We start from the raw sequence: 20,193 nt of genomic DNA, 5'->3' as shown, positions 1-20,193 counted from the left end.
CACGTCGGTTTCCGGTCCGGGTACCCGGCGGGTCCCTGCCGGAACAGTACCGGTCGGCCCGGACGGCCCGAGCGGTAGCGATGACGCCCCCTCACCCCGCGAGACCCACAGGACCGGCCCCCTCACCCCCGCACCACCACCGCCTGCCCCGCCACCACCAGCAGCACCTCCTCGCACTCGGCCGCCACCGCCGCGTTTAGCCGCCCCAGCTCGTCCCGGAACCGCCTCCCAGCCGCAGTCGCCGGCACCACCCCCGCACCCACCTCGTTCGTCACCAGCACCACCTGACGCCGGGCCCCGCGCACCGCCGCCACCAGCTCCCGGGCCCGCGCCCGCAGCGCCTCCTGGCCGCCCTTCCGCCACCGCGCGTCCTCCCAGGCGCCCACCCGGTCCATCGCGTCGGTCAGCCACAATGACAGGCAGTCCACCAGCAGCGGCGGCCCCTCCGCGCCCAGCAGCTCCGCCACCTCACAGGTCTCCTCGGTCCGCCACGCGCCCGGCCTGCGCTCCCGGTGCAGCGCCACCCGCGCCGCCCACTCCGGATCCCCTTCGCGCCGCCCGCCGGTCGCCACGTACACCACCTCCGGGAACGTCTCCAGACGCCGCTCCGCCTCCAGCGACTTCCCCGACCGCGCGCCTCCGGTCACCAGCACCCGGCGCGGCACGTCCGGCACCACCGGATACTCACCGACCACCAGCGTCGTCCCGTCCGGCACCGCCCGCGCACCGGCCGCCGCCAGCAGCCGGTCCAGGGCCGGGCCCGGCGGCGCGTCGTGGTCCAGGTGGACCGCGATCACCTCGGTGGCCGGGCCGACCGCGCCGACCGACCGCAGCCGCGCCACCGCGTCGGGCCGCCCGACCACATCGCAGAGCACCAGGTCGTACGGGTGCTCGGCCCGTCCGTCGAGACCGGCCGGCGCGGCCCCTGGCGGCAGGTACAGCAGCCGCTCACCGTCCGGTGAGCCGACCTCGTAACCCGTCCCCGGCGCGTCCATCGGCACCGCCCGCACCCGGTGGCCGCTGATCAGCGTCAGCACCTGGCCGTCCGGCACCCGTCCGGCCGGCGGCAGCGTGGGCGGCAGTTCGACGGCGGGCCCGTCGTGCGGATGGGTCAGCAGCACCTGGCGCACCGCGCCCAGCGAATGGCCCGCGCGGGCGGCCGCGAAGACCGCGCCCGGAGTCAGGTCGAGCAGCAGCGCGTCGTCGACCAGCAGAGCGGTCGCGGCACGCGCCCACGGGCCACGGGCCGTCGCACAGGCCGCACAGGGGCAGGAAGGGCGCGGCAGCCCGTCAGGGGCTCCGGTGCCGAGCAGAGTCAGTTCCACACCTTGATCCTCCCGCGTCCCCCGGCCTGGTGCGCGCCCGGCTAGGCTTCGGGCAGCAACTGACCCAGGAGCGGCGACGGGCCCAGGAGTCGGTCGGCAACGTGACCCAGGAGGCGCACATGGCGTGGACGTGGCGGTTCGAGAAGTCCGACGGTACGGAGACGGAGCCGGCGCTGCAGCCGGAGGAGTTCACCACCCAGGGTGACGCGGAGTCCTGGATCGGTGAGTACTGGAAAGAGCTCCTGGAGGGCGGCGCCGCCCAGGTGACGCTCTTCGAGGACTCGACCAAGATCTACGGTCCGATGAGTCTGCAGGCCGACGGCGCCTGAGGGCTGCGAGAAGGGGCGGTACGGGGACTCCCGTACCGCCCTTTCCCCATGCGGGTCTCAGATCTCCCCGAGCGTGACCTCCGCCGTCCTGCTGTCGTCGTCCCGTGTGTACGTCACGGTCACCTTGTCGCCCGGTTGGTCGCCCGCCAGGGCCTCGGAGAGCGAGGTGATGGTGGTGACGGCCGTGTCGCCGATCTTCGTGATGATGTCCCCGGCCCGCAGCCCCGCCTCGTCCGCGGCCCCGCCCCGGTCCACGCTCACCAGCGCCACTCCGGCCGGCCGGTAGGAGTCGTCGACGACCGTACGGCCGGTGATGTCGAGCGCCGCCCGGCCCGAGTCGGTGACCCGGCCGTCCTTGACGATCTGGTCCACGACCGTCCGCACCATCGAGACCGGGATCGCGAAGCCGATGCCCGGCGCCGCGCTGTCGCCCATCTGCGGATCGGTCGCCGCGAGCGTCGGGATGCCGATCACCTCGCTGTCCAGGTTGACCAGCGCCCCGCCGCTGTTGCCCGGGTTGATCGCGGCGGAGGTCTGCACCATGTTGGCGATCGTCGCGCCCGTCCCGCCACCCGCCCGGCTCTCGCTCACCGTCCGGCCGAGCGCCGAGACGATGCCCTGGGTGACGCTGCTGGAGAGACCGAGCGGCGAGCCCATCGCCAGCACGATCTGGCCCACCTCGACCTTCTCCGCGTCGCCGAACTTGGCGGGCTTCAGGCCCTCGGGCACGTCGTCCAGCTTGATGACCGCCAGGTCCTGCTCCGGATAGGAGGAGACCAGCGATGCGTTCAGCACCGCCTCGCCGGTGGCGGCGGTGACCTTGAACTTCTTCTCGTCGCCGATCACATGGGCGTTGGTGACGATATGGCCCTTGCCGTCGTAGACGATCCCGGAACCGAGGCTGTTCGACGCGTCGATCTGGACGACCGACGGCAGGACGTCGTTGATGACGTCCTGATAGGCGCTCTCCAGGTCGTCGGTGGCGCGGGCCGCCGCACCCTGGGCCGTACCGGAAGGGCTGGCCTGCGGTGCGGGAGCGGCCGCCGGGGTCGCGCCGGAACAGCCTGCCGTCGCCACCAGGGCGATGGCACAAGCACCCGCGGTGAGCGGCAGCAGCAGACGGCGCGCGGAGCGGCGGGAGAGGGATGCGTCCATATCCGGAGTCTGGTGGACCCACCCTTTCGGGTGCCTGTGCTGATGGGCCGAACGAGGCCCGTACGGTCGCCTAGCCGCGCACTCCGCACAGATGCAGCAGCGCCGCCACACCTCGGTACGGGTCGGTCCGCGCGGCCCGGTCCTCCAGGGTCAGCACCCGCTCCAGCTCTCCGGCGGGCAGCTCGGTCCCGTCGGCCACGTTGTCCGTGAAGACCCGCACGCCGTACCAGGCGTGCAGCGGCGCGGCGATCCCGGCCAGCGTGGCCCGCAGCGCGTCGAGCCGGTCGGCCCGCACGGCGAGGCCGAGGTGGTTCGTGTACGTGGCCGAGTCGAAGGCCGCCAGCGCCGCACCGAAGTCGCCGGTGAGGCCGGGGCGCATCGCGAGCGCGTCCGCGTTCCGTACGAGCAGCGAGAGCAGGCCGCCCGGCGCCAGCATCCGGGCCAACCCGGCCAACATCGGGTCGGGCTCCTCGACGTACATCAGGACGCCGTGGCAGAGCACCACGTCGAAGCTGCCCGGCAGGAAGTGCGCACCGGTCTCCCGGCCGTCCCCCTCGATCAGCCGGACCCGCTCCCGGATCCCTTCGGGCTCGCCTGCCAGCTCCTCGCGGGCCACCCGCAGCAGCTCGGCGTCCGCCTCCAGACCGGTCACGGAGTGACCGGCCCGCGCGAGCCGCAGCGCCTGGACGCCGCGGCCCATGCCGACGTCCAGGACGCGCAGCCGCTGACCGACCGGGAACCGCCCGGCTATCTGCTCGTCCAGCTGCCGGGCCACGAGCTCCTGGCGGACCGTGTCACGTACGCCTACGGCAGCACGCTCCCCGTCCGGGCCCGCCGGACTGACCCCGGTGGAGCCGGAGGTCTCCGTGCTCAGGGCCGCTCTCCGCGCTTGACCTGCGGCTTCGGGAGCCGCAGGCGGCGCATCTGGAGCGTACGCATCAGGCCGTAGGCGACGGCGCCGCGCTTGGGCGTGTCCGGGAAGCGCTCACGCAGCTGCTTCTTCAGCCGGATCGCCAGACCGATCGAGTCGAGCACGATCAAGATGATCACGCCCATCCAGAGCATCAGCGAGATGGTCTGGATGTTCTGCACCTGGATCACGCTGAGGATCAGGATGACCACGGCGAGCGGCAGGAAGTACTCAGCGATGCAGAAGCGCGAGTCCACGAAGTCACGGACGAAGCGCCGCACCGGGCCCTTGTCACGGACCGGGAGGTACCGCTCGTCGCCCGAGGCCAACGCCTCACGCTGGCGGGCCAGGTCGGCCCGGCGCGCTTCGCGCTGGCGCTTCATGGCCGACTTGCGGTCGGCCGGAGCGCTGGACGCGGCACGTCGGCGCTGCGTCTGGGCCTCGCTGCGCTTGGGGGTGGGGCGACCCTTGGGAGCCTGCGGGTCGCGGGGCTGCTGGGAGAGATCCGCCGTCACCTTGTCGGTGGGGGTCTGCTCTGTCTTGGCACGGCTACGGAACACAAAACCCAAGGGTACGGGGTCGGCATCCGGGTTCGCGGACCCGGGCGGGAACGATCCGGCAACGGAGCGCGGCCTGGTAAGCACCCCGACAGGGTCAGAACGGTCATTTACCGCCGGTTTCCCTGACCGTCACCTACACCCTGGGCGGGAGCGTCAGCAGGGCGCAGTCGTCCTTGGGGAGGAGCACATCGGGACTCGAACAGTGCGGTAATAGAGACAGGGCCCGTACTGTGGGTTCTATCGGGAGTGCTGGAGCTCAGTCCGTCAGAAGGGGGCGCGCGAAGCCCATGAGCGGTGTCATGAAGCGTATGGGGATGCTTTTCCGCGCGAAGGCAAACAAGGCCCTTGACCGGGCCGAGGATCCGCGCGAGACCCTGGATTACTCGTATCAGAAGCAGCTGGAGCTGCTTCAGAAGGTGCGCCGCGGCGTCGCCGACGTCGCGACGTCCCGTAAGCGGCTGGAATTGCAGCTGAACCAGCTGCAGGGCCAGTCGTCCAAGCTGGAGGACCAGGGCCGCAAGGCGCTGGCGCTCGGCCGCGAGGACCTGGCGCGTGAGGCGCTGTCCCGGCGCGCCGCCCTCCAGCAGCAGGTCACCGACCTGGAGACGCAGCACACGACGCTGCAGGGCGAGGAGGAGAAGCTCACCCTCGCGGCCCAGCGGCTGCAGGCCAAGGTCGATGCCTTCCGCACCAAGAAGGAGACCATCAAGGCCACCTACACGGCGGCCCAGGCGCAGACCCGGATCGGCGAGGCCTTCTCCGGCATCTCCGAGGAGATGGGCGACGTCGGCCTCGCGATCCAGCGGGCCGAGGACAAGACGCAGCAGCTCCAGGCGCGGGCCGGCGCCATCGACGAGCTGCTCGCCTCCGGCGCCCTGGACGACCCGACCGGCACGGCGAAGGACGACATCGCCGCCGAGCTGGACCGGATCTCCGGCGGCTCGGACGTGGAGCTGGAGCTCCAGCGCATGAAGGCCGAGCTGGCCGGTGGCTCCTCGTCCTCGCAGCAGGCGATCGAGGGCGGCGGCCAGGACGGCACGCAGCAGTCGCAGCAGTCTCCGCACAAGTTCGACAAGCAGTAGTGAGGGCGGCGTCATGATCGTACGGATCATGGGGGAGGGCCAGGTCAAGCTGGCCGACAGTCACTTCGTCGAACTCAACGAGCTCGACGACGTCCTGCTCAAGGAGATGGACACCGGGGACGGTCCCGGCTTCCGCGCCACGCTCCACGCGCTCCTCGACAAGGTGCGCGAGCTCGGCACTCCGCTGCCCGACGACTCCCTGGAGCCGTCGGAGCTGATCCTGCCGGCGCCCGACGCCACCCTCGAAGAGGTGCGCGCCATGCTCAGCGACGACGGCCTCATCCCGAACTAGACGGACCTGCTCCACCAGCACTCGTCCGCACGCCTGTGCCCCGCGCCCGGTCCGCCGGCGCGGGGCACAGGCGTGACTGCTCCCGTACGGTTCCGTGGCCGTTCCGGCACACCGCGGAGTCGGATCCGTACGCGACACGCCGTACCGTTGCTGGATGTGACCACCCTTCCCTCCGGGTTCGCGCGCGCCCGCCGCTGGCTTCGGGACCACTCGCTCGCGTTCGACGCGGCCCTGGCGTTCTGCGTGCTGATCGCGATGATCTGTGGTTCGTTCGCGGACCCGGGCAAGGGCCACGGGCCGACGTTCGGGACCCGCACGCCCGAGGCCTTCAGCGTGCTGCTGATGGTGCTCGCCGCCTCGGCGCTCGTCCTGCGCCGACGGCACTCCGTGCCGGTCCTGGCGGTGACCGGTGGCCTCGCGGCCACCGAGTACATCTTCATGGACCCGCCGGCCCCGGTCGTGATGAGCACCGTCATCGCGCTCTACACCGTCGCCTCGCGCACCGACCGGCCGACCACCTGGCGGGTCGGCCTGCTGACCATGGGAGTCCTGACGGTGGCCGCGATGGTCTTCGGCTCGACGCCCTGGTACAGCCAGGAGAACCTCGGCGTCTTCGCCTGGACCGGGATGGCGTCGGCCGCCGGTGACGCCGTACGCAGCCGCCGCGCCTTCGTCGACGCGATCCGGGAGCGCGCGGAGCGGGCCGAGCGCACGCGCGAGGAGGAGGCCCGCCGCCGCGTCGCGGAGGAGCGGCTGCGGATCGCCCGGGACCTCCACGACGTCGTCGCCCACCACATCGCGCTGGTCAACGTGCAGGCCGGCGTCGCCGCCCACGTCATGGACAAGCGCCCGGACCAGGCCAAGGAGGCGCTGGCCCACGTACGCGACGCCAGCCGCTCCGCGCTCAACGAGCTACGCGTCACCGTCGGCCTGCTCCGCCAGTCCGGCGACCCCGAGGCCCCCACCGAACCGGCCCCCGGCCTCGCGGTCCTGGACGAGCTGGTGGCCACCTTCCGCAACGCCGGCCTCCCGGTCGAGGTGGTCGGCGCCGACGGGGCCCCGCGCCTCCCGGCCGCCGTCGACCTGGCCGCGTACCGGGTCATCCAGGAGGCCCTGACCAACGTACGCAAACACGCGGGCGCCGACGCCAGGGCCGAGGTCAGCGTCGTACGGGTCGGGACGACCGCCGAGATCACGGTGCTGGACAACGGCCGGGGCAGCGCGGCCGGACGCGCGGCCGCCGAAAGCACAGGAGACACAGGGGACACAGGAAGCACAGGGGACACAGGAAGCCCAGGAAGCACAGGAGGCACCGGCGACTCCGGCTCTCCGGACGGCGGCGGTCACGGCCTCCTCGGCATGCGCGAACGCGTCACCGCTCTCGGCGGCGCCCTCACGGCGGGACCTCGCTACGGAGGCGGGTTCCGGGTCCATGCGATCCTGCCCATCGAGGCCCGCACGGATGAGCCGGAACCGTCCGGCCCGGCGGCCACGACGGGGGAGCGCCGATGACACGGCCCGCGGAGACACCTGAGGCACCTGAGGCACCTGAGGCACCTGAGGCACCGATCAAGGTGCTGCTCGCCGACGACCAGGCCCTGCTGCGCAGCGCGTTCCGGGTGCTGGTGGACTCCGAACCCGACATGGAGGTCGTCGGCGAGGCGGCCGACGGCGCTCAAGCGGTCGAGCTGGCCCGGGAGACCGGCGCCGATGTGGTGCTGATGGACATCCGGATGCCGGGCACGGACGGGCTCGCCGCCACCCGCATGATCAGCGCCGATCCGGCGCTGGCGGCGGTACGGGTGGTCATGCTCACCACGTTCGAGGTCGACGAGTACGTGGTCCAAGCCCTGCGCGCCGGAGCCTCCGGCTTCCTCGGCAAGGGCGCGGAGCCGGAGGAACTGCTCAACGCGATCCGGATCGCCAACGCGGGCGAGGCGCTGCTCTCGCCGGCGGCGACCAAGGGGCTCATCGCCACCTTCCTTGCGCAGGGCGGGAGTTCGGGGGAGGGACCGGACAGCGCGGAGTACGCGGAACGGCTGGCCGCACTCACCGTGCGCGAGCGGGAGGTGCTCGTCCTGGTCGCTGGCGGCCACTCCAACGACCGGATCGCCGAGCGGCTGGCGGTCAGCCCGCTCACCGTCAAGACCCATGTGAACCGGGCGATGGCGAAGGTGGCGGCCCGGGACCGGGCCCAGCTGGTGGTCATCGCGTACGAATCGGGCCTGGTACGTCCCCGGGTGGAGTGACGGGCGGCCGGAGGACGCGGAGGGTGGAGAGACGGCGTACTCCACCTGCGGTATGCGCGGCATAAGAAGGCAGCCCGGGGACCGACGTATGTACGGGCCGGGTCGGAGATCGTATAAGCGGGCGGGACATGTCCCCGTACTGCCCCGTTTTCTCCCTCCTCCCGCCCTTCCGTCTCGCACGCCACAGAAGAGAGACCCACCCATGTCCTGGCTGTCCAGATTCAGCCTCGCGCAGCGGGCCCTGATCGGGCTGATCTCGATCGTCGCGCTCGTCTTCGGCGCGATAGCGATCCCGCAGCTCAAACAGCAGCTGCTGCCCACCATCGAACTCCCGATGGTCTCGGTCCTGGCCCCGTACCAGGGTGCGTCTCCCGATGTGGTCGAGAAGCAGGTCGTCGAGCCGCTGGAGAACTCGCTCAAGGCCGTGGACGGCGTCGAGGGCATCACCTCCACCGCCAGCGAGGGCAACGCCCTCATCATGGCCACCTTCGACTTCGGCGACGAGGGAACCAAGCAGCTCGTCGCGGACATCCAGCAGGCGGTGAACCGGGCCCGCGCCCAGCTGCCGCCGACCGTCGACCCGCAGGTCATCGCCGGTTCCACGGACGACATCCCGACCGTGGTCCTCGCCGTCACCTCCGACAAGGACCAGCAGGCGCTCGCCGACCAGCTGGACCGTACGGTCGTCCCGGCCCTCCAGGACATCGACGGCGTCGGCCAGGTCACGGTGGACGGTGTCCAGGAGCTCCAGGTCTCCGTCGTCCCCGACGACAGGAAGCTCGCCGCGGCCGGTCTGAACGCGGGCGCGCTCGCCCAGGCGCTCCAGGCGGGCGGCGCCACGCTGCCGGCCGGCTCCTTCTCCGAGGCCGGCAAGAACCGCACCATCCAGGTCGGCGGCGGCTACACCACGCTGAAGCAGATCGAGGATCTCCAGATCGTCCCCCAGGGCCCGGCGGGCGCCTCGGACGGCCCGGCCGAGCCCGTCCGGCTCGGTGACGTAGCCGAGGTGAAGCAGGAGCCGTCCACCGCGGTCTCCATCACGCGGACGAACGGCAAGCCGAGCCTCGCCGTGATGGCCACGATGGACAAGGACGGCAGCGCCGTCGCCATCTCCGACGCCGTCCAGGAGAAGCTCTCCGACCTCCGTAAGGACCTCGGAGCGGGCGCCGAACTGACCGTCGTCTCCGACCAGGGCCCGGCCGTCTCCAAGTCGATCTCGGGCCTCACCACCGAGGGCGCGCTCGGCCTGGTCTTCGCGGTCCTGGTGATCCTGGTCTTCCTCGCCTCGATCCGCTCGACCCTGGTGACCGCGGTCTCGATCCCGCTCTCGGTCGTCCTCGCGCTGATCGTGCTCTGGACCCGTGACCTGTCGCTCAACATGCTGACGCTCGGCGCGCTGACCATCGCGATCGGCCGCGTCGTCGACGACTCGATCGTGGTCCTGGAGAACATCAAGCGTCACCTCGGCTACGGCGAGGAGCGCCACGCGGCGATCATCACCGCGGTCAAGGAGGTGGCCGGAGCGGTCACCTCCGCGACGCTCACCACCGTCGCCGTGTTCCTGCCGATCGGTCTGGTCGGCGGCATGGTCGGCCAGCTCTTCGGCTCGTTCTCGCTGACCGTCACCGCCGCGCTTCTCGCCTCGCTGCTGGTCTCGCTCACGGTGGTCCCGGTCCTCTCCTACTGGTTCCTCCGCGCCCCGAAGGGCACGCCCGAGGACGCGGAGGAGGCCCGCCGCCTGGCCGAGGAGAAGGAGGCGGCGAGCAAGCTCCAGCGCCTGTACGTCCCCGTCCTGCGCTTCGCGACCCGCCGCCGGATCACCAGCCTGGTCATCGCCGTCGCCGTACTCATCGCCACCTTCGGCATGCTTCCGCTCCTCAAGACCAACTTCTTCGACGCGGGCGAGCAGGAAGTCCTCACCGTCAAGCAGGAGCTGGCGCCCGGCACCAGCCTCCAGGCCGCCGACGAGGCAGCGCGCAAGGTCGAGGAGGTCCTCTCCGAGGACAAGGGCGTCAAGGACTACCAGGTCACCGTCGGCTCCTCCGGCTTCATGGCGGCCTTCGGCGGCGGTACCGGCTCCAACCAGGCGTCCTACCAGGTCACGCTGAAGGACGCGGCGGACGGCGAGGCCGCCCAGGACCGCATCTCCGAAGCCCTCGGCAAGCTCGACTCCATCGGTGACACGACCATCGCCGCCGGCGACGGCTTCGGCTCCCAGGACCTGAGCGTCGTGGTCAAGGCCTCCGACGGCGACGTCCTGAAGAAGGCGGCGGAGGCGGTCCGGACCGAGGTCGCCACGATCAAGGACGTCACCGACGTCCAGAGCGACCTGGCCCAGAGCGTCCCGCGCATCGCGGTCACTCCCAACGACAAGGCGGCAGCCGCCGGATTCGACTCCACCACCCTCGGCGGCATCGTCGCCGGAGCCGTACGCGGCACACCGGCCGGCTCCGCGATGCTGGACGACACCGAGCGCGACATCGTCATCAGGTCAGCCCGACCGGCGGTCACCATGGCCCAGCTCAAGGCCCTGCCGCTCGGCCCGGTGAAGCTCGGCGACATCGCCACGGTCGAACTGGTCCCCGGCCCGGTCTCCATGACCCGCATCGACGGCCAGCGCGCGGCGACGATCACCGCCAAGCCGGTCGGCGACAACACCGGCGCGGTCAGCACCACGCTCGCCACGAAGATCGACGCGCTGGACCTCCCGGAGGGAGCCACCGCCACCATCGGCGGCGTCACCGAGGACCAGAACGAGGCGTTCGCCCAGCTCGGCCTCGCCATGCTGGCGGCCATCGCGATCGTCTTCATGCTGCTGGTGGCCACGTTCCGCTCGCTCGTCCAGCCGCTGATCCTGCTGGTCTCGGTCCCGTTCGCGGCGACCGGCGCCATCGGCCTCCTGCTCATCACGGGCACCCCGCTGGGCGTCCCGGCGATGATCGGCATGCTGATGCTCATCGGCATCGTGGTCACCAACGCGATCGTGCTGATCGACCTGATCAACCAGTACCGTGCCCGCGGCCTCGGCATCGTCGAAGCCGTCATCGAAGGCGGCCGCCACCGCTTCCGCCCGATCCTGATGACGGCCCTGGCAACGATCTTCGCGCTGCTCCCGATGGCGCTCGGCGTCACCGGCGAGGGCGGTTTCATCTCGCAGCCGCTGGGCGTCGTGGTGATCGGCGGCCTGCTCAGCTCGACGGTCCTGACCCTGGTCCTGGTCCCGACGCTGTACGCGATGGTCGAACTCCGCAAGGAACGCCGAGCCAGGAAGAAGGCCGCCAAGCGCGCGGCCAAGGCGGCTGTTCCGGAGCAGGCCGAGCCGGAGGAGGAGGCCAAGGAGGCCGAGCCCGCGAAGGCCTGAGGACCTGACACGACACAGGGGCCTGTCCCGCGCGGGTTGCGCGGGGCAGGCCCCTGTCCGTCAGGCGTCCCCGCCGAGGGCCCGGATGATCCGGCGCAGCGTCTCACCGTGCCGTTCCGGGTGGCGGGCGCCGACGGCGATGGTCTCCTTCAGCAGGCGGATACGGGTCTCCTCGTCGGACCTGTGCCGGAGCGCGGCCAGGTCGCCGGGGTCGAAGCCCTTGCTCTCGCCCGAAAGGACCAGGGCCACCTGGGCGTGGGTGAGGGAGGAGAGGCGGTCGCCGAAGACCTGGCCCTCGATGCCTCCGCCGTGCATCAGCGCGGTGCCGTCGCCGGCCTCCAACGACCGGTCCACGTAAGCCTGGAGGGCCTCGCGGTCCGCCACCAGGCGGTACGCCGCGTCCAGGCCCTCCGCGCGGCCGATGTCGAGCATGGCCACGTGGGCCAGCGGGGTGTCCTGCGGCGGCTTCACGGTCAGCAGGCGCGGGTGCTCCTCCAGGTAGGCCCGCGACTCCGTCCAGTCCGCGCACTCCAGCCACTCCGCCAGCTGCTCGTTCAGGATCAGCGGATCGTAGGCGGCGGTCACCCTGTGCACGAGTACGGCGTCGCGGAGCGCGGCGTGCCGCCCTGCGCCGTGCGGGTCCAGGACCGCCAGCTCGTCCAGGGCCGTCGCCGCCTCCCGGCCGCCGAGGACCTCCGCGTTCTCGGACCAGAAGTCACGCGAGCGGGGCCAGTTCGGCGCGAACATCCAGGCGCTGACCAGGTCCAGCGTCTCCGGCCGCAGCGCGAGCCAGTCCGGCAGAGGCGTGAACGTCTCCTCCTCCCACGCCGTGCGCACCGCCGCCGGGTCACCGTACGCACGCAGCGCCTGCCGGGCCCGTACGGTCACGGTGTCCGCGCTCACGCCGCCCTCCGCCTCGCGGTCCAGCCACGCCACCAGCTCGGTCAGCCCGTTCCCGGGCCAGGGTTCGGGGCAGCGCAGCAGGAAGATGTCCCGCTCCACGCCCAGGCGCCGCGCGGTCGCCGGGTCGGCCTCGGTGAACTCCTCGACGGTCTCCTCGTACTCCTCGATCGCCGCCATGTGCTCGCCGGTACGTGCCAGAGCCCGGGTCAGGTCGTCGAGCGCGGAGACCAGTTGGTCGGTCGGAGAGCCGGAGGCCTCCAGCGCCAGGGACCTGTGGAGCGCCACGGCCTCCCAGAACGCCTCCACCGCTCCCTCGGTGTCACCGTTCAGCTCCACGTACGTACCGAGCACCTGAAGGCAGTCGGCCAGCTCCGGCAGGAAGCCGTCCCCCTGTTCCCGCAGCAGGTCGACGGCCTCCCGCACCGGAGGCAGGGCGCCCACCGGGTCGCCGGTCGCGGCCAGGCACCGGGCCAGGGTGAGCAGAGCGGCGGCGAGACCGGGGCCGTCCTGCACGGCCGGCTCGCGGTGCAGGGTGACGGCCTCCTCCGCCGCCCGCAGGCCCTCCGCCGGATCGCCGGCCTTGGAGAGGTGACCGGCGAGGCCGTCGAGCGCCGTGGCCAGCTCCGGGCGGAAGACGTCCGGCCGCCGATCGGCGAGCTCGCGGAACAGATCGCCGGCCTCCCGGGCCGCCTCCAGCGCTCCCGAGGCGTCGCTCACCGCCGCCCGGTGGTTGCCCAGCGCGTGCAGAGCCGTGGCCAGCTCGGGCCGGAACGCCTCCGGGTCCTCGGCGGCGAGGCTCCGGAGATGGCCGACCGCCTCCTCGGCCCGGGGCACGGCCTCCACCGGCTCCCCGGCGGCCGCCAGATGCCGGGCGTAGTTCAGCAGGTACTCCACGAGCGCCGGCACGGACGCGTCCGGCTGCTCCTCCTCCACCAGCTCCCGCTGGAGCCGTACGGCCTGCTTCGCGAACGGCACCGGCGTGGTGGGGTCACCGGTGTCGGCGATCCGGTCGCCCAAGGTGTTCATGGCCTCGGCCAGCTCCGCCTGGTAGCGGTCCGGGCGCTTCATGCCGAGCTCGGCGTACAGCTTCGCGGCCTCCTTCGCCGGAGGCAGGGCGGCCGCGTGGTCCCCGGTGGCGGCGATCCGGTTCGACAGCTGGTGCAGGGCTCCGGCCAGCGTGGGTACGAAGCCGTCCTCGGGGTTCTCGCTGAGCAACCGGTAGATCTCGACCGCCTCCCGGGCCGGAGCCACCGCCGCTTCCCGGTCACCGGCCTCGGCCCGGAGCGCGGAGAGGACAGCGAGAGCGGCCGCCAGGCCGGGCCGACCGGCGGCGGGATCGCGCTCGGCCGCGCCACGCCGACTCCGTACCTCCTCCTCGGCCTCCTCGGCCTGAGCAAGGCCACCAGCGCCGCGCGTCTCGGCCTGAGCAAGGCCACCCGGATCGGCGGCTTCCGTCTGCGCAAGGCCCCCGGCCCCACGCGCCTCGTCGCCCGCACCCGTCACACGGTCCTCGTAACTCATGCCCGCCCCACTGTTCTCGCCGTTCCATCCGGTCAAGTCCCGCGTACGCCAAGGCCACTGCGGTGAGTAGCAGCGTAGTTACGGGGAGGAGGGGTCGGAGGCCGTATGGAGAAGATTCAGCCTCTTCGCGAGTGCGCGAAAAGCCCGGCTCAGCAGCGAAAAGCCCGGGTATGCCGCACCTGCGGCATACCCGGGCTTCTGCTGGCGGACGGGGCCCGCTGCTACGGCAGCGCCAGCATCCGCTCCAGCGCGAGCTTCGCGTACTTCTCCGTCTCCGGGTCGACCTCGATCCGGTTCACCAGCTTGCCGTCGGCCAGCGACTCCAGCGTCCAGACCAGGTGCGGCAGGTCGATGCGGTTCATCGTCGAGCAGAAGCAGACCGTCTTGTCGAGGAAGACGATCTCCTTGTCCTCCGAGGCGAAACGGTTCGCCAGGCGGCGGACAAGGTTCAGCTCCGTGCCGATGGCCCACTTCGAACCGCGCGGAGCCGCCTCCAGGGCCTTGATGATGTACTCCGTCGAGCCGACGTAGTCCGCCGCCGCCACGACCTCGTGCTTGCACTCCGGGTGCACCAGCACGTTGACGCCGGGCATCCGCGCGCGGACGTCCTCGACCGACTCGACCGAGAAGCGGCCGTGGACCGAGCAGTGGCCGCGCCACAGGATCATCTTCGCGTTCCGCAGCTGCTCGGCGGTGAGGCCGCCGTTCGGCTTGTGCGGGTTGTAGAGGACGCAGTCCTCCAGGCTCATCCCCATGTCCCGTACCGCCGTGTTGCGGCCCAGGTGCTGGTCGGGCAGGAAGAGGATCTTCTCGCCCTGCTCGAAGGCCCACTCCAGGGCCCGCTTCGCGTTGGACGAGGTGCAGATCGTGCCGCCGTGCTTGCCGGTGAAGGCCTTGATGTCGGCGGAGGAGTTCATGTACGAGACGGGCACCACCTGGTCGGCGACCCCGGCATCCGTCAGCACGTCCCAGCACTCGGCGACCTGCTCGGCGGTGGCCATGTCGGCCATCGAGCAGCCCGCCGCCAGGTCCGGCAGCACGACCGCCTGGGCGTCGGTGGTCAGGATGTCCGCGGACTCGGCCATGAAGTGGACACCGCAGAAGACGATGTACTCCGCCTCCGGGCGCGCGGCCGCGTCCCGCGCGAGCTTGAACGAGTCGCCGGTCACGTCCGCGAACTGGATGACCTCGTCGCGCTGGTAGTGGTGGCCGAGGACGAAGACCTTGTCCCCGAGCTTCTCCTTGGCCGCGCGGGCGCGGGCGACCAGGTCCGGGTCGGAGGGGGAGGGGAGGTCGCCGGGGCACTCGACGCCTCGCTCGCTCCTCGGGTCGGCCTCGCGGCCGAGCAGCAGCAGCGCGAGGGGTGTCGGCTGTACGTCCAGGGGCTGGGCCGTGGTCACGTCACGCACCCTTTCTTCTCTGCGTTCTGCTCTGCGCTTCTGCGAACGCGCCTTTTCGTCTATTTGACGCTATCTATCATAGCTCCTTCGTGTCACTTTGACGATGCCGATAGCGTCGATGTGACGCATCCCCCGGGCGGCCGGGTGTGCGAGCATGAAAAGGAACAGACAAGCGCTTGGCCCGGAATGAATCCGCGGCTCTGGCGGTTGAACCGTCGGCAAGCAGTCCGTACAACCCGGGAGAGAAGCAGATGTCCGTATCGGACGAGACCACCACCGTGAGCGACGGCATCCTCCTGTCCGACGCCGCCGCAGCCAAGGTCAAGGGCCTGCTGGAGCAGGAAGGCCGCGAGGACCTGGCGCTGCGCGTCGCCGTCCAGCCCGGCGGCTGCTCGGGCCTGCGCTACCAGCTCTTCTTCGACGAGCGTTCGCTCGACGGTGATGTCGTCAAGGACTTCGACGGCGTCAAGGTCGTCACCGACCGGATGAGCGCTCCGTACCTGGGCGGCGCCTCCATCGACTTCGTCGACACCATCGAGAAGCAGGGCTTCACGATCGACAACCCGAACGCCACCGGCTCCTGCGCCTGCGGCGACTCGTTCAGCTGACCGCTGCGAGAACGCGTACGTACGAGGGCGGCCCCGGGAATCACTCCCGGGGCCGCCCTCGTACGTTCACCGTGTGCTCAGCTACGCGGCACCGCCGCCCCGCTCTCCGCGTCGATCACTGTCCGGTCGCCCAGCGGCTTCTCCAGCGTCACCGTCTGCTTCAGCTCCTTGGCGATCATGATGCAGGCGCCGCCCTTCTGCGGCTTCTCCGTGATGGTGACCCGCACCTGGCCCGCGCTCGCCTCGGCGCTCGCCGTGTACGTGGAGCACACGCTGCCCCAGAACGTCACCTCGAGCGTCCGGCCGTCGGCCGCGTACGAGGTCGCCTTCCGGTCGCCCGAAGGCGTCGGCTCGGCCGGCTTCTCGACGAACTCCGGCGCCACCGCGATCTGCGTCACCGTGCTCTCCGGTCCGGCCGGCGCCTGCCGGACGTGGAAGAGCCAGGACGGTACGAGGGTCTGCCGGCCGTCCACGTAACTCAGCGCAAGACCGAACACCGCGTCCTCGACCGTCTGCGTCACCGGCGCCCGGTTGCCGTTCGCCGGCACGCACTGCGGGTCCGACGGCTTCGGCTCACCTTCCAGCGGTACGGGAGTGGCGCAGCCGCCGATGTCCTTGCCGCCGTCCCCCTTGGCCGCGCTCGCCTCGTTGAGCTGCTTCAGCGCCGCGTCCGCCCCGATCACCGGGTACGTGGCGCCCTTCTCCAGCGCCTTCAGCTGTCCGCTGCCTCCGGCCACCTTGCCGTCCGGCCCGATCTGCACACCGGTCGACCAGCCGTACGTCGGCAGCCCGTCCACCTTCGGATCGGCGTTCACCACGCGTACGTCGTCCATGAGCTGGCCCGCGTTGAGCGCCGCGTCGTCCTGGCCGACGGCCTTGAGCACCGGCACCGCGGCGGCCTTCGCCGCCTGCTCGCTCACCGGCTGACCGTCGGCCTCCGGCGGGCTCTGGTTCGCGCACAGCTGGCCCGGGTCACAGGGCTTGGAGGGCGTGGTGCGGGCGAACGTCCAGGTGCCCGGGGCCTGCTTGGTGACCTTCAGCAGCGCACCGGGCCCGTCCTCGTCACCGACCACCCAGGACGCGTCCACGGTCCTCGGCGTCCCCGGAATGCCGAGCGCCTTGGCCAGCCGGGCCACCTCCGCCGACGCGACCGTCCCGGTGGCGCGGTGCACCGCCGCCTCGTCCGGCCCGTCGGGAAGCTGGCCCGCCGCACGGTAGACCACCGGCGGACCGCCCGGATCCGGCTCACCCGGTGCGATGCCCGGCGGCGGGCTGCTCGGGTCGCCGGGCGTGGCCGGGGCCGCCTCGGCGGCATCCAGCGCCAGCACCGGGGTCTTGTCGCGGGAGGCGGAGCCGCTGTCCGCCGCGCTGCCGTCGCCGGAGGCGGTGGCGGCCCAGTAGGCCCCGCCGCCTCCGGCCAGCAGCACCGCCGCTGCCACCGAGGCCACCGCGAGCGGCGGACGCCGCCGCCGGGGGCCGGTCACGTCGTTGTCGGGTCGCTCGGTGCTCACCGGATCGCTCCTTCGACTGCGTTGCCGTCGCGTTCACTACCGCGTGCCCCCGGACGGGGACACCGATGGGACGGAGCGGAGCAGGATGCGGTTCCCGTGCGGCGGTGAACCGGGCGCGGAGCCCGTACGGTTCCGGCCGAAAAACGCGCCGAAGCGCTCAGTCCCCGTACTCGGACGTCGCGTCGATCAGCCGCGCCGAAGCCGGCGGCACCGTCACTCCGTGGATCAGGGACGGCTTCACCGGCGTGGTCACGGCCTTCTCGGGCGCGGCCCAGTGCGGAGCCATGCGCGCGCAGTCCCCGCGCAGCTCGGCCAGGCTCACTTCGGACTCTCGCGATGCGGTGTGGTTCGACATATCCGCACCGTAACCACGGTCACGCTCAGGTAGAAAGACCTACTATCGGGTAGTTTTCCCTTTTCCCGCCCGGAGGAGTCACCCGGTAGCGTGAACTGTCACGCCGTCCCGGAGGGCGCACCTCGGCCCTTCGCCTTCCGCAGGAGAAGCCTCCCCGTGCGTATCGCAGTCACCGGCTCCATCGCCACCGATCACCTCATGACCTTCCCCGGCCGCTTCGCCGACCAGCTGGTCGCGGATCAGCTGCACACGGTCTCCCTCTCCTTCCTGGTCGACAACCTCGATGTGCGCCGGGGCGGTGTCGCCGCCAACATCTGCTTCGGCATGGGCCTGCTCGGCACCGAGCCGATCCTCGTGGGCGCCGCGGGCTCCGACTTCGACGAGTACCGCGCCTGGCTCGACCGGCACGGCGTGGAGACCGGCTCGGTCCGGATCTCCGAGGTCCTGCACACCGCCCGCTTCGTCTGCACCACCGACGCCGACCACAACCAGATCGGCTCCTTCTACACGGGCGCGATGAGCGAGGCCCGCCTCATCGAGCTGAAGAGCGTCGCGGACCGTGTCGGCGGCCTCGACCTCGTCTCGATCGGCGCGGACGACCCGGAGGCGATGCTCCGGCACACCGAGGAGTGCCGCGCGCGGAACATCCCGTTCGCCGCGGACTTCTCGCAGCAGATCGCGCGGATGAACGGCGAGGAGATCCGCATCCTGCTGGACGGCGCGACGTACCTCTTCTCCAACGAGTACGAGAAGGGGCTCATCGAGTCCAAGACCGGCTGGAGCGACGAGGAGATCCTCGCCAAGGTCGGCCACCGGGTCACCACGCTCGGCTCGCGCGGTGTGCGGATCGAGAAGGCCGGCGAGCCGGTCATCGAGGTCGGCTGTCCCGAGGAGGACACCAAGGCCGACCCGACCGGCGTCGGCGACGCCTTCCGGGCCGGGTTCCTCTCCGGTCTCGCCTGGGGCGTCGGCCTGGAGCGCGCGGCCCAGGTCGGCTGCATGCTCGCCACGCTGGTGATCGAGACGGTCGGCACCCAGGAGTACACCCTGCGCCGCACCAACTTCATGGACCGCTTCACCAAGGCGTACGGCCACGAGGCCGCCGCCGAGGTCCAGCAGTACCTGGCGTGATCAGCTGAGCCGGCGGACCACATAGGCCGAGCCCCGGTCCGCCGGCTCCTCGCCCACGTACTCCTGCTCGCGCATCTCGCACCAGGCCGGGATGTCGAGCCGCGCCGCCTCGTCGTCGGCGAGGACCGTCACCGTGGCGCCCACCGGTACTTCTCCGATCACCTTTGCGAGCTCGATCACCGGGATCGGGCAGCGCCGGCCGAGCGCGTCGACCACCAGCGAGGCGGCCGGGGAGGAGGGCGGAGGCGCGGCGACCGGCGCGCCGAGCCGCTCCCGTACCTCCGCGACCACGCAGGGCACCACCTCCAGGAAGCGGTCCACATCCGCCTCCGCCGTGCCCATCGGCAGCGACACCCGCACGTTCCCTTCCGACAGCACACCCATCGCCTTGAGCACATGGCTCGGCTCCAGCGTGCTGCTCGTGCAGGACGAACCGGACGATACGGAGAAACCGTGCTGGTCCAGTTCGTGCAGCAGGGTCTCTCCGTCGACATAGAGACAGGAGAAGGTGACCAGATGCGGCAGCCGCCGAGCCGGATCGCCGACCACCTCCACATCGCCGACCCGCTCGGCCACCACCGTCCGGATCCGGTCGACCAGTCCGCGCAGCCGCACCGTCTCGGCCGCCGCCTCGTCCCGTACCGCGCGCAGCGAGGCCGCCGCCGCCACGATCGCCGGCAGGTTCTCGAACCCCGGCGCCCGGCCCGACTCCCGCTCGCCGGCCGGTCCTTGCGGCGCGAACCGCACTCCCTTCCGTACCGCCAGCAGCCCCACCCCGGCCGGCCCGCCCCACTTGTGCGCGCTCGCCGTCAGTACCGACCAGCCGCCGGCCACCGGCCCCCACCCCAGCGACTGCGCGGCGTCCACCAGCAGCGGCACACCGGCCTCGGCGCAGAGAGCGGCCACCTCGGCCACCGGCTGCTCGGTCCCCACCTCATGGTTGGCCGACTGGAGGCAGGCCAGCGCGGTATCGGGCCGCAGCGCTCCGGCGTACGCCGCCGGGTCCACCGCGCCCGACCGCTCCACCGGCACCTCCGTGAACGAGCCGCCCGCCGCCTCGTGCGCCGCCGCCGTATGGAGTACGGAGGAGTGCTCGACGGCCGAGAGGGCCAGATGGCGGCCGACACGCCGACGACCCGAAAGAGCTCCGGCAATTCCGGCGTGGACGGCGGTGGTCCCCGAAGAGGTGAAGACCAGCTCGTCCGGACGGCAGCCGACCGCGTCCGCCGCGGCCTCCCGGGCGGCGTCCAGCAGCAGCCGGGCGCGCCGGCCCTCGCGGTAGAGCCTGGCGGGATCGGCCCAGCCCTCGTCCAGCGCGGCAAGCAGCGCCTGGCGTGCGACGGGGTGCAGAGGGGCGGCGGAGGCGGCGTCGAAGTAAGGCACACCGTCACGCTAGCCCGCACCGCCTCCCGCCTCGGCACCCACCTGCCCGGCCGCCTGTCCTAAGGGGTGTCAGATGACGGCCGGAGGCCCGGATTCCACCCCTTCGGGGAGTCGGGCG

The 20,193-nt window shown here is 71.8% G+C and carries 17 protein-coding genes; 8 read left to right on the top strand and 9 right to left on the bottom strand.

All coding sequences use genetic code 11. The features are described from left to right. Positions 1-122: 122 nt before the first annotated feature. Positions 123-1,325 (bottom strand): bifunctional adenosylcobinamide kinase/adenosylcobinamide-phosphate guanylyltransferase, encoded by a 1,203-nt coding sequence (locus ABZ267_RS16555; protein WP_356751733.1) that lies wholly within the window; start codon positions 1,323-1,325, stop codon positions 123-125. Between the two features lie 119 nt (positions 1,326-1,444). On the opposite strand from ABZ267_RS16555, the gene ABZ267_RS16550 reads away from it, so the two are divergent. Beyond that, a complete protein-coding gene (locus ABZ267_RS16550; protein ID WP_006123939.1) occupies positions 1,445-1,654 on the top strand; it encodes a hypothetical protein in 210 nt (69 codons plus the stop codon). 57 nt (positions 1,655-1,711) lie between these two features. Here ABZ267_RS16550 and ABZ267_RS16545 read toward each other — a convergent pair whose 3' ends face one another. From ABZ267_RS16545 to ABZ267_RS16535, 3 genes are all read right to left on the bottom strand, one after another. Further along, complete coding sequence (locus tag ABZ267_RS16545) at positions 1,712-2,809, bottom strand: trypsin-like peptidase domain-containing protein (RefSeq protein ID WP_356751735.1); 1,098 nt, start codon at positions 2,807-2,809, stop codon at positions 1,712-1,714. A gap of 70 nt (positions 2,810-2,879) precedes the next feature. Beyond that, positions 2,880-3,584, bottom strand: coding sequence for a methyltransferase domain-containing protein (locus ABZ267_RS16540; protein ID WP_356751736.1), 705 nt, complete (start codon positions 3,582-3,584; stop codon positions 2,880-2,882). A 95-nt stretch (positions 3,585-3,679) separates the two neighbouring features. Further along, positions 3,680-4,279 (bottom strand): DUF3043 domain-containing protein, encoded by a 600-nt coding sequence (locus ABZ267_RS16535; protein ID WP_356751738.1) that lies wholly within the window; start codon positions 4,277-4,279, stop codon positions 3,680-3,682. A 299-nt stretch (positions 4,280-4,578) separates the two neighbouring features. On the opposite strand from ABZ267_RS16535, the gene ABZ267_RS16530 reads away from it, so the two are divergent. The 5 genes from ABZ267_RS16530 to ABZ267_RS16510 all read left to right on the top strand — a co-directional run bounded on the left by ABZ267_RS16530 (position 4,579) and on the right by ABZ267_RS16510 (position 11,263). Continuing rightward, positions 4,579-5,361, top strand: a complete 783-nt coding sequence (locus ABZ267_RS16530; RefSeq protein WP_356751740.1) for a PspA/IM30 family protein — start codon at positions 4,579-4,581, stop codon at positions 5,359-5,361. A gap of 13 nt (positions 5,362-5,374) precedes the next feature. Next, entirely contained in the window at positions 5,375-5,653 is a 279-nt protein-coding gene (locus tag ABZ267_RS16525) for a hypothetical protein (protein ID WP_356751742.1), read from the top strand. A gap of 156 nt (positions 5,654-5,809) precedes the next feature. Continuing rightward, the gene (locus ABZ267_RS16520; RefSeq protein WP_356751744.1) at positions 5,810-7,165 is read left to right on the top strand and encodes a histidine kinase; all 1,356 of its coding nucleotides are present in this window, start codon (positions 5,810-5,812) and stop codon (positions 7,163-7,165) included. Next, the gene (locus ABZ267_RS16515) at positions 7,162-7,902 is read left to right on the top strand and encodes a response regulator transcription factor (protein ID WP_356751746.1); all 741 of its coding nucleotides are present in this window, start codon (positions 7,162-7,164) and stop codon (positions 7,900-7,902) included. The genes ABZ267_RS16520 and ABZ267_RS16515 overlap by 4 nt, the downstream gene beginning before the upstream one ends. Before the next feature lie 202 nt (positions 7,903-8,104). Continuing rightward, positions 8,105-11,263: an efflux RND transporter permease subunit gene (locus tag ABZ267_RS16510; protein ID WP_356751748.1), complete on the top strand. Its 3,159-nt coding sequence runs from the start codon at positions 8,105-8,107 to the stop codon at positions 11,261-11,263. A 60-nt stretch (positions 11,264-11,323) separates the two neighbouring features. On the opposite strand, the gene ABZ267_RS16505 is transcribed toward ABZ267_RS16510, so the two are convergent. Together ABZ267_RS16505 and nadA are read right to left on the bottom strand one after the other, a co-directional pair. Further along, on the bottom strand, positions 11,324-13,687 hold the full coding sequence (locus ABZ267_RS16505) for a tetratricopeptide repeat protein (RefSeq protein WP_356751750.1): 2,364 nt from the start codon (positions 13,685-13,687) through the stop codon (positions 11,324-11,326). A gap of 221 nt (positions 13,688-13,908) precedes the next feature. After that, positions 13,909-15,087 (bottom strand): quinolinate synthase NadA, encoded by a 1,179-nt coding sequence (gene nadA / locus ABZ267_RS16500; protein WP_356751752.1) that lies wholly within the window; start codon positions 15,085-15,087, stop codon positions 13,909-13,911. Between the two features lie 251 nt (positions 15,088-15,338). On the opposite strand from nadA, the gene ABZ267_RS16495 reads away from it, so the two are divergent. Next, a complete protein-coding gene (locus ABZ267_RS16495; protein WP_003969624.1) occupies positions 15,339-15,695 on the top strand; it encodes an iron-sulfur cluster assembly accessory protein in 357 nt (118 codons plus the stop codon). Between the two features lie 77 nt (positions 15,696-15,772). On the opposite strand, the gene ABZ267_RS16490 is transcribed toward ABZ267_RS16495, so the two are convergent. Beyond that, positions 15,773-17,206 carry a hypothetical protein gene (locus tag ABZ267_RS16490; protein ID WP_356751754.1) on the bottom strand — a complete coding sequence of 478 codons (1,434 nt, stop codon included), beginning with the start codon at positions 17,204-17,206 and terminating at the stop codon, positions 15,773-15,775. A gap of 157 nt (positions 17,207-17,363) precedes the next feature. Continuing rightward, the gene (locus tag ABZ267_RS16485; protein ID WP_356751756.1) at positions 17,364-17,561 is read right to left on the bottom strand and encodes a hypothetical protein; all 198 of its coding nucleotides are present in this window, start codon (positions 17,559-17,561) and stop codon (positions 17,364-17,366) included. 156 nt (positions 17,562-17,717) lie between these two features. Between ABZ267_RS16485 and ABZ267_RS16480 the strand changes: the two genes are divergently transcribed. Further along, positions 17,718-18,692, top strand: coding sequence for a carbohydrate kinase family protein (locus tag ABZ267_RS16480; protein ID WP_356751758.1), 975 nt, complete (start codon positions 17,718-17,720; stop codon positions 18,690-18,692). Here the strand turns inward: ABZ267_RS16480 and ABZ267_RS16475 are convergent, their stop codons facing one another. Beyond that, positions 18,693-20,075 carry an aminotransferase class V-fold PLP-dependent enzyme gene (locus ABZ267_RS16475; protein ID WP_356751760.1) on the bottom strand — a complete coding sequence of 461 codons (1,383 nt, stop codon included), beginning with the start codon at positions 20,073-20,075 and terminating at the stop codon, positions 18,693-18,695. Positions 20,076-20,193: the final 118 nt, after the last annotated feature.

The sequence above is a fragment of the Streptomyces sp. NPDC006174 genome, assembly GCF_040614075.1.
GTDB lineage: Bacteria > Actinomycetota > Actinomycetes > Streptomycetales > Streptomycetaceae > Streptomyces.
Note: the sequence above shows the minus strand (reverse complement) of the source record. Positions and strands in the feature narration are given on the sequence as shown.

What these genes read in the sequence shown, in the direction of transcription:
- ABZ267_RS16550 (WP_006123939.1), top strand. Translation starts at nt 1,445, where the DNA reads ATGGCGTGGACGTGGCGGTTCGAGAAGTCCGACGGTACGGAGACGGAG.
- ABZ267_RS16545 (WP_356751735.1), bottom strand. Translation starts at nt 2,809, where the DNA reads ATGGACGCATCCCTCTCCCGCCGCTCCGCGCGCCGTCTGCTGCTGCCG.
- ABZ267_RS16530 (WP_356751740.1), top strand. Translation starts at nt 4,579, where the DNA reads ATGAAGCGTATGGGGATGCTTTTCCGCGCGAAGGCAAACAAGGCCCTT.
- ABZ267_RS16525 (WP_356751742.1), top strand. Translation starts at nt 5,375, where the DNA reads ATGATCGTACGGATCATGGGGGAGGGCCAGGTCAAGCTGGCCGACAGT.
- ABZ267_RS16515 (WP_356751746.1), top strand. Translation starts at nt 7,162, where the DNA reads ATGACACGGCCCGCGGAGACACCTGAGGCACCTGAGGCACCTGAGGCA.
- ABZ267_RS16510 (WP_356751748.1), top strand. Translation starts at nt 8,105, where the DNA reads ATGTCCTGGCTGTCCAGATTCAGCCTCGCGCAGCGGGCCCTGATCGGG.
- ABZ267_RS16505 (WP_356751750.1), bottom strand. Translation starts at nt 13,687, where the DNA reads ATGAGTTACGAGGACCGTGTGACGGGTGCGGGCGACGAGGCGCGTGGG.
- ABZ267_RS16495 (WP_003969624.1), top strand. Translation starts at nt 15,339, where the DNA reads ATGTCCGTATCGGACGAGACCACCACCGTGAGCGACGGCATCCTCCTG.
- ABZ267_RS16485 (WP_356751756.1), bottom strand. Translation starts at nt 17,561, where the DNA reads ATGTCGAACCACACCGCATCGCGAGAGTCCGAAGTGAGCCTGGCCGAG.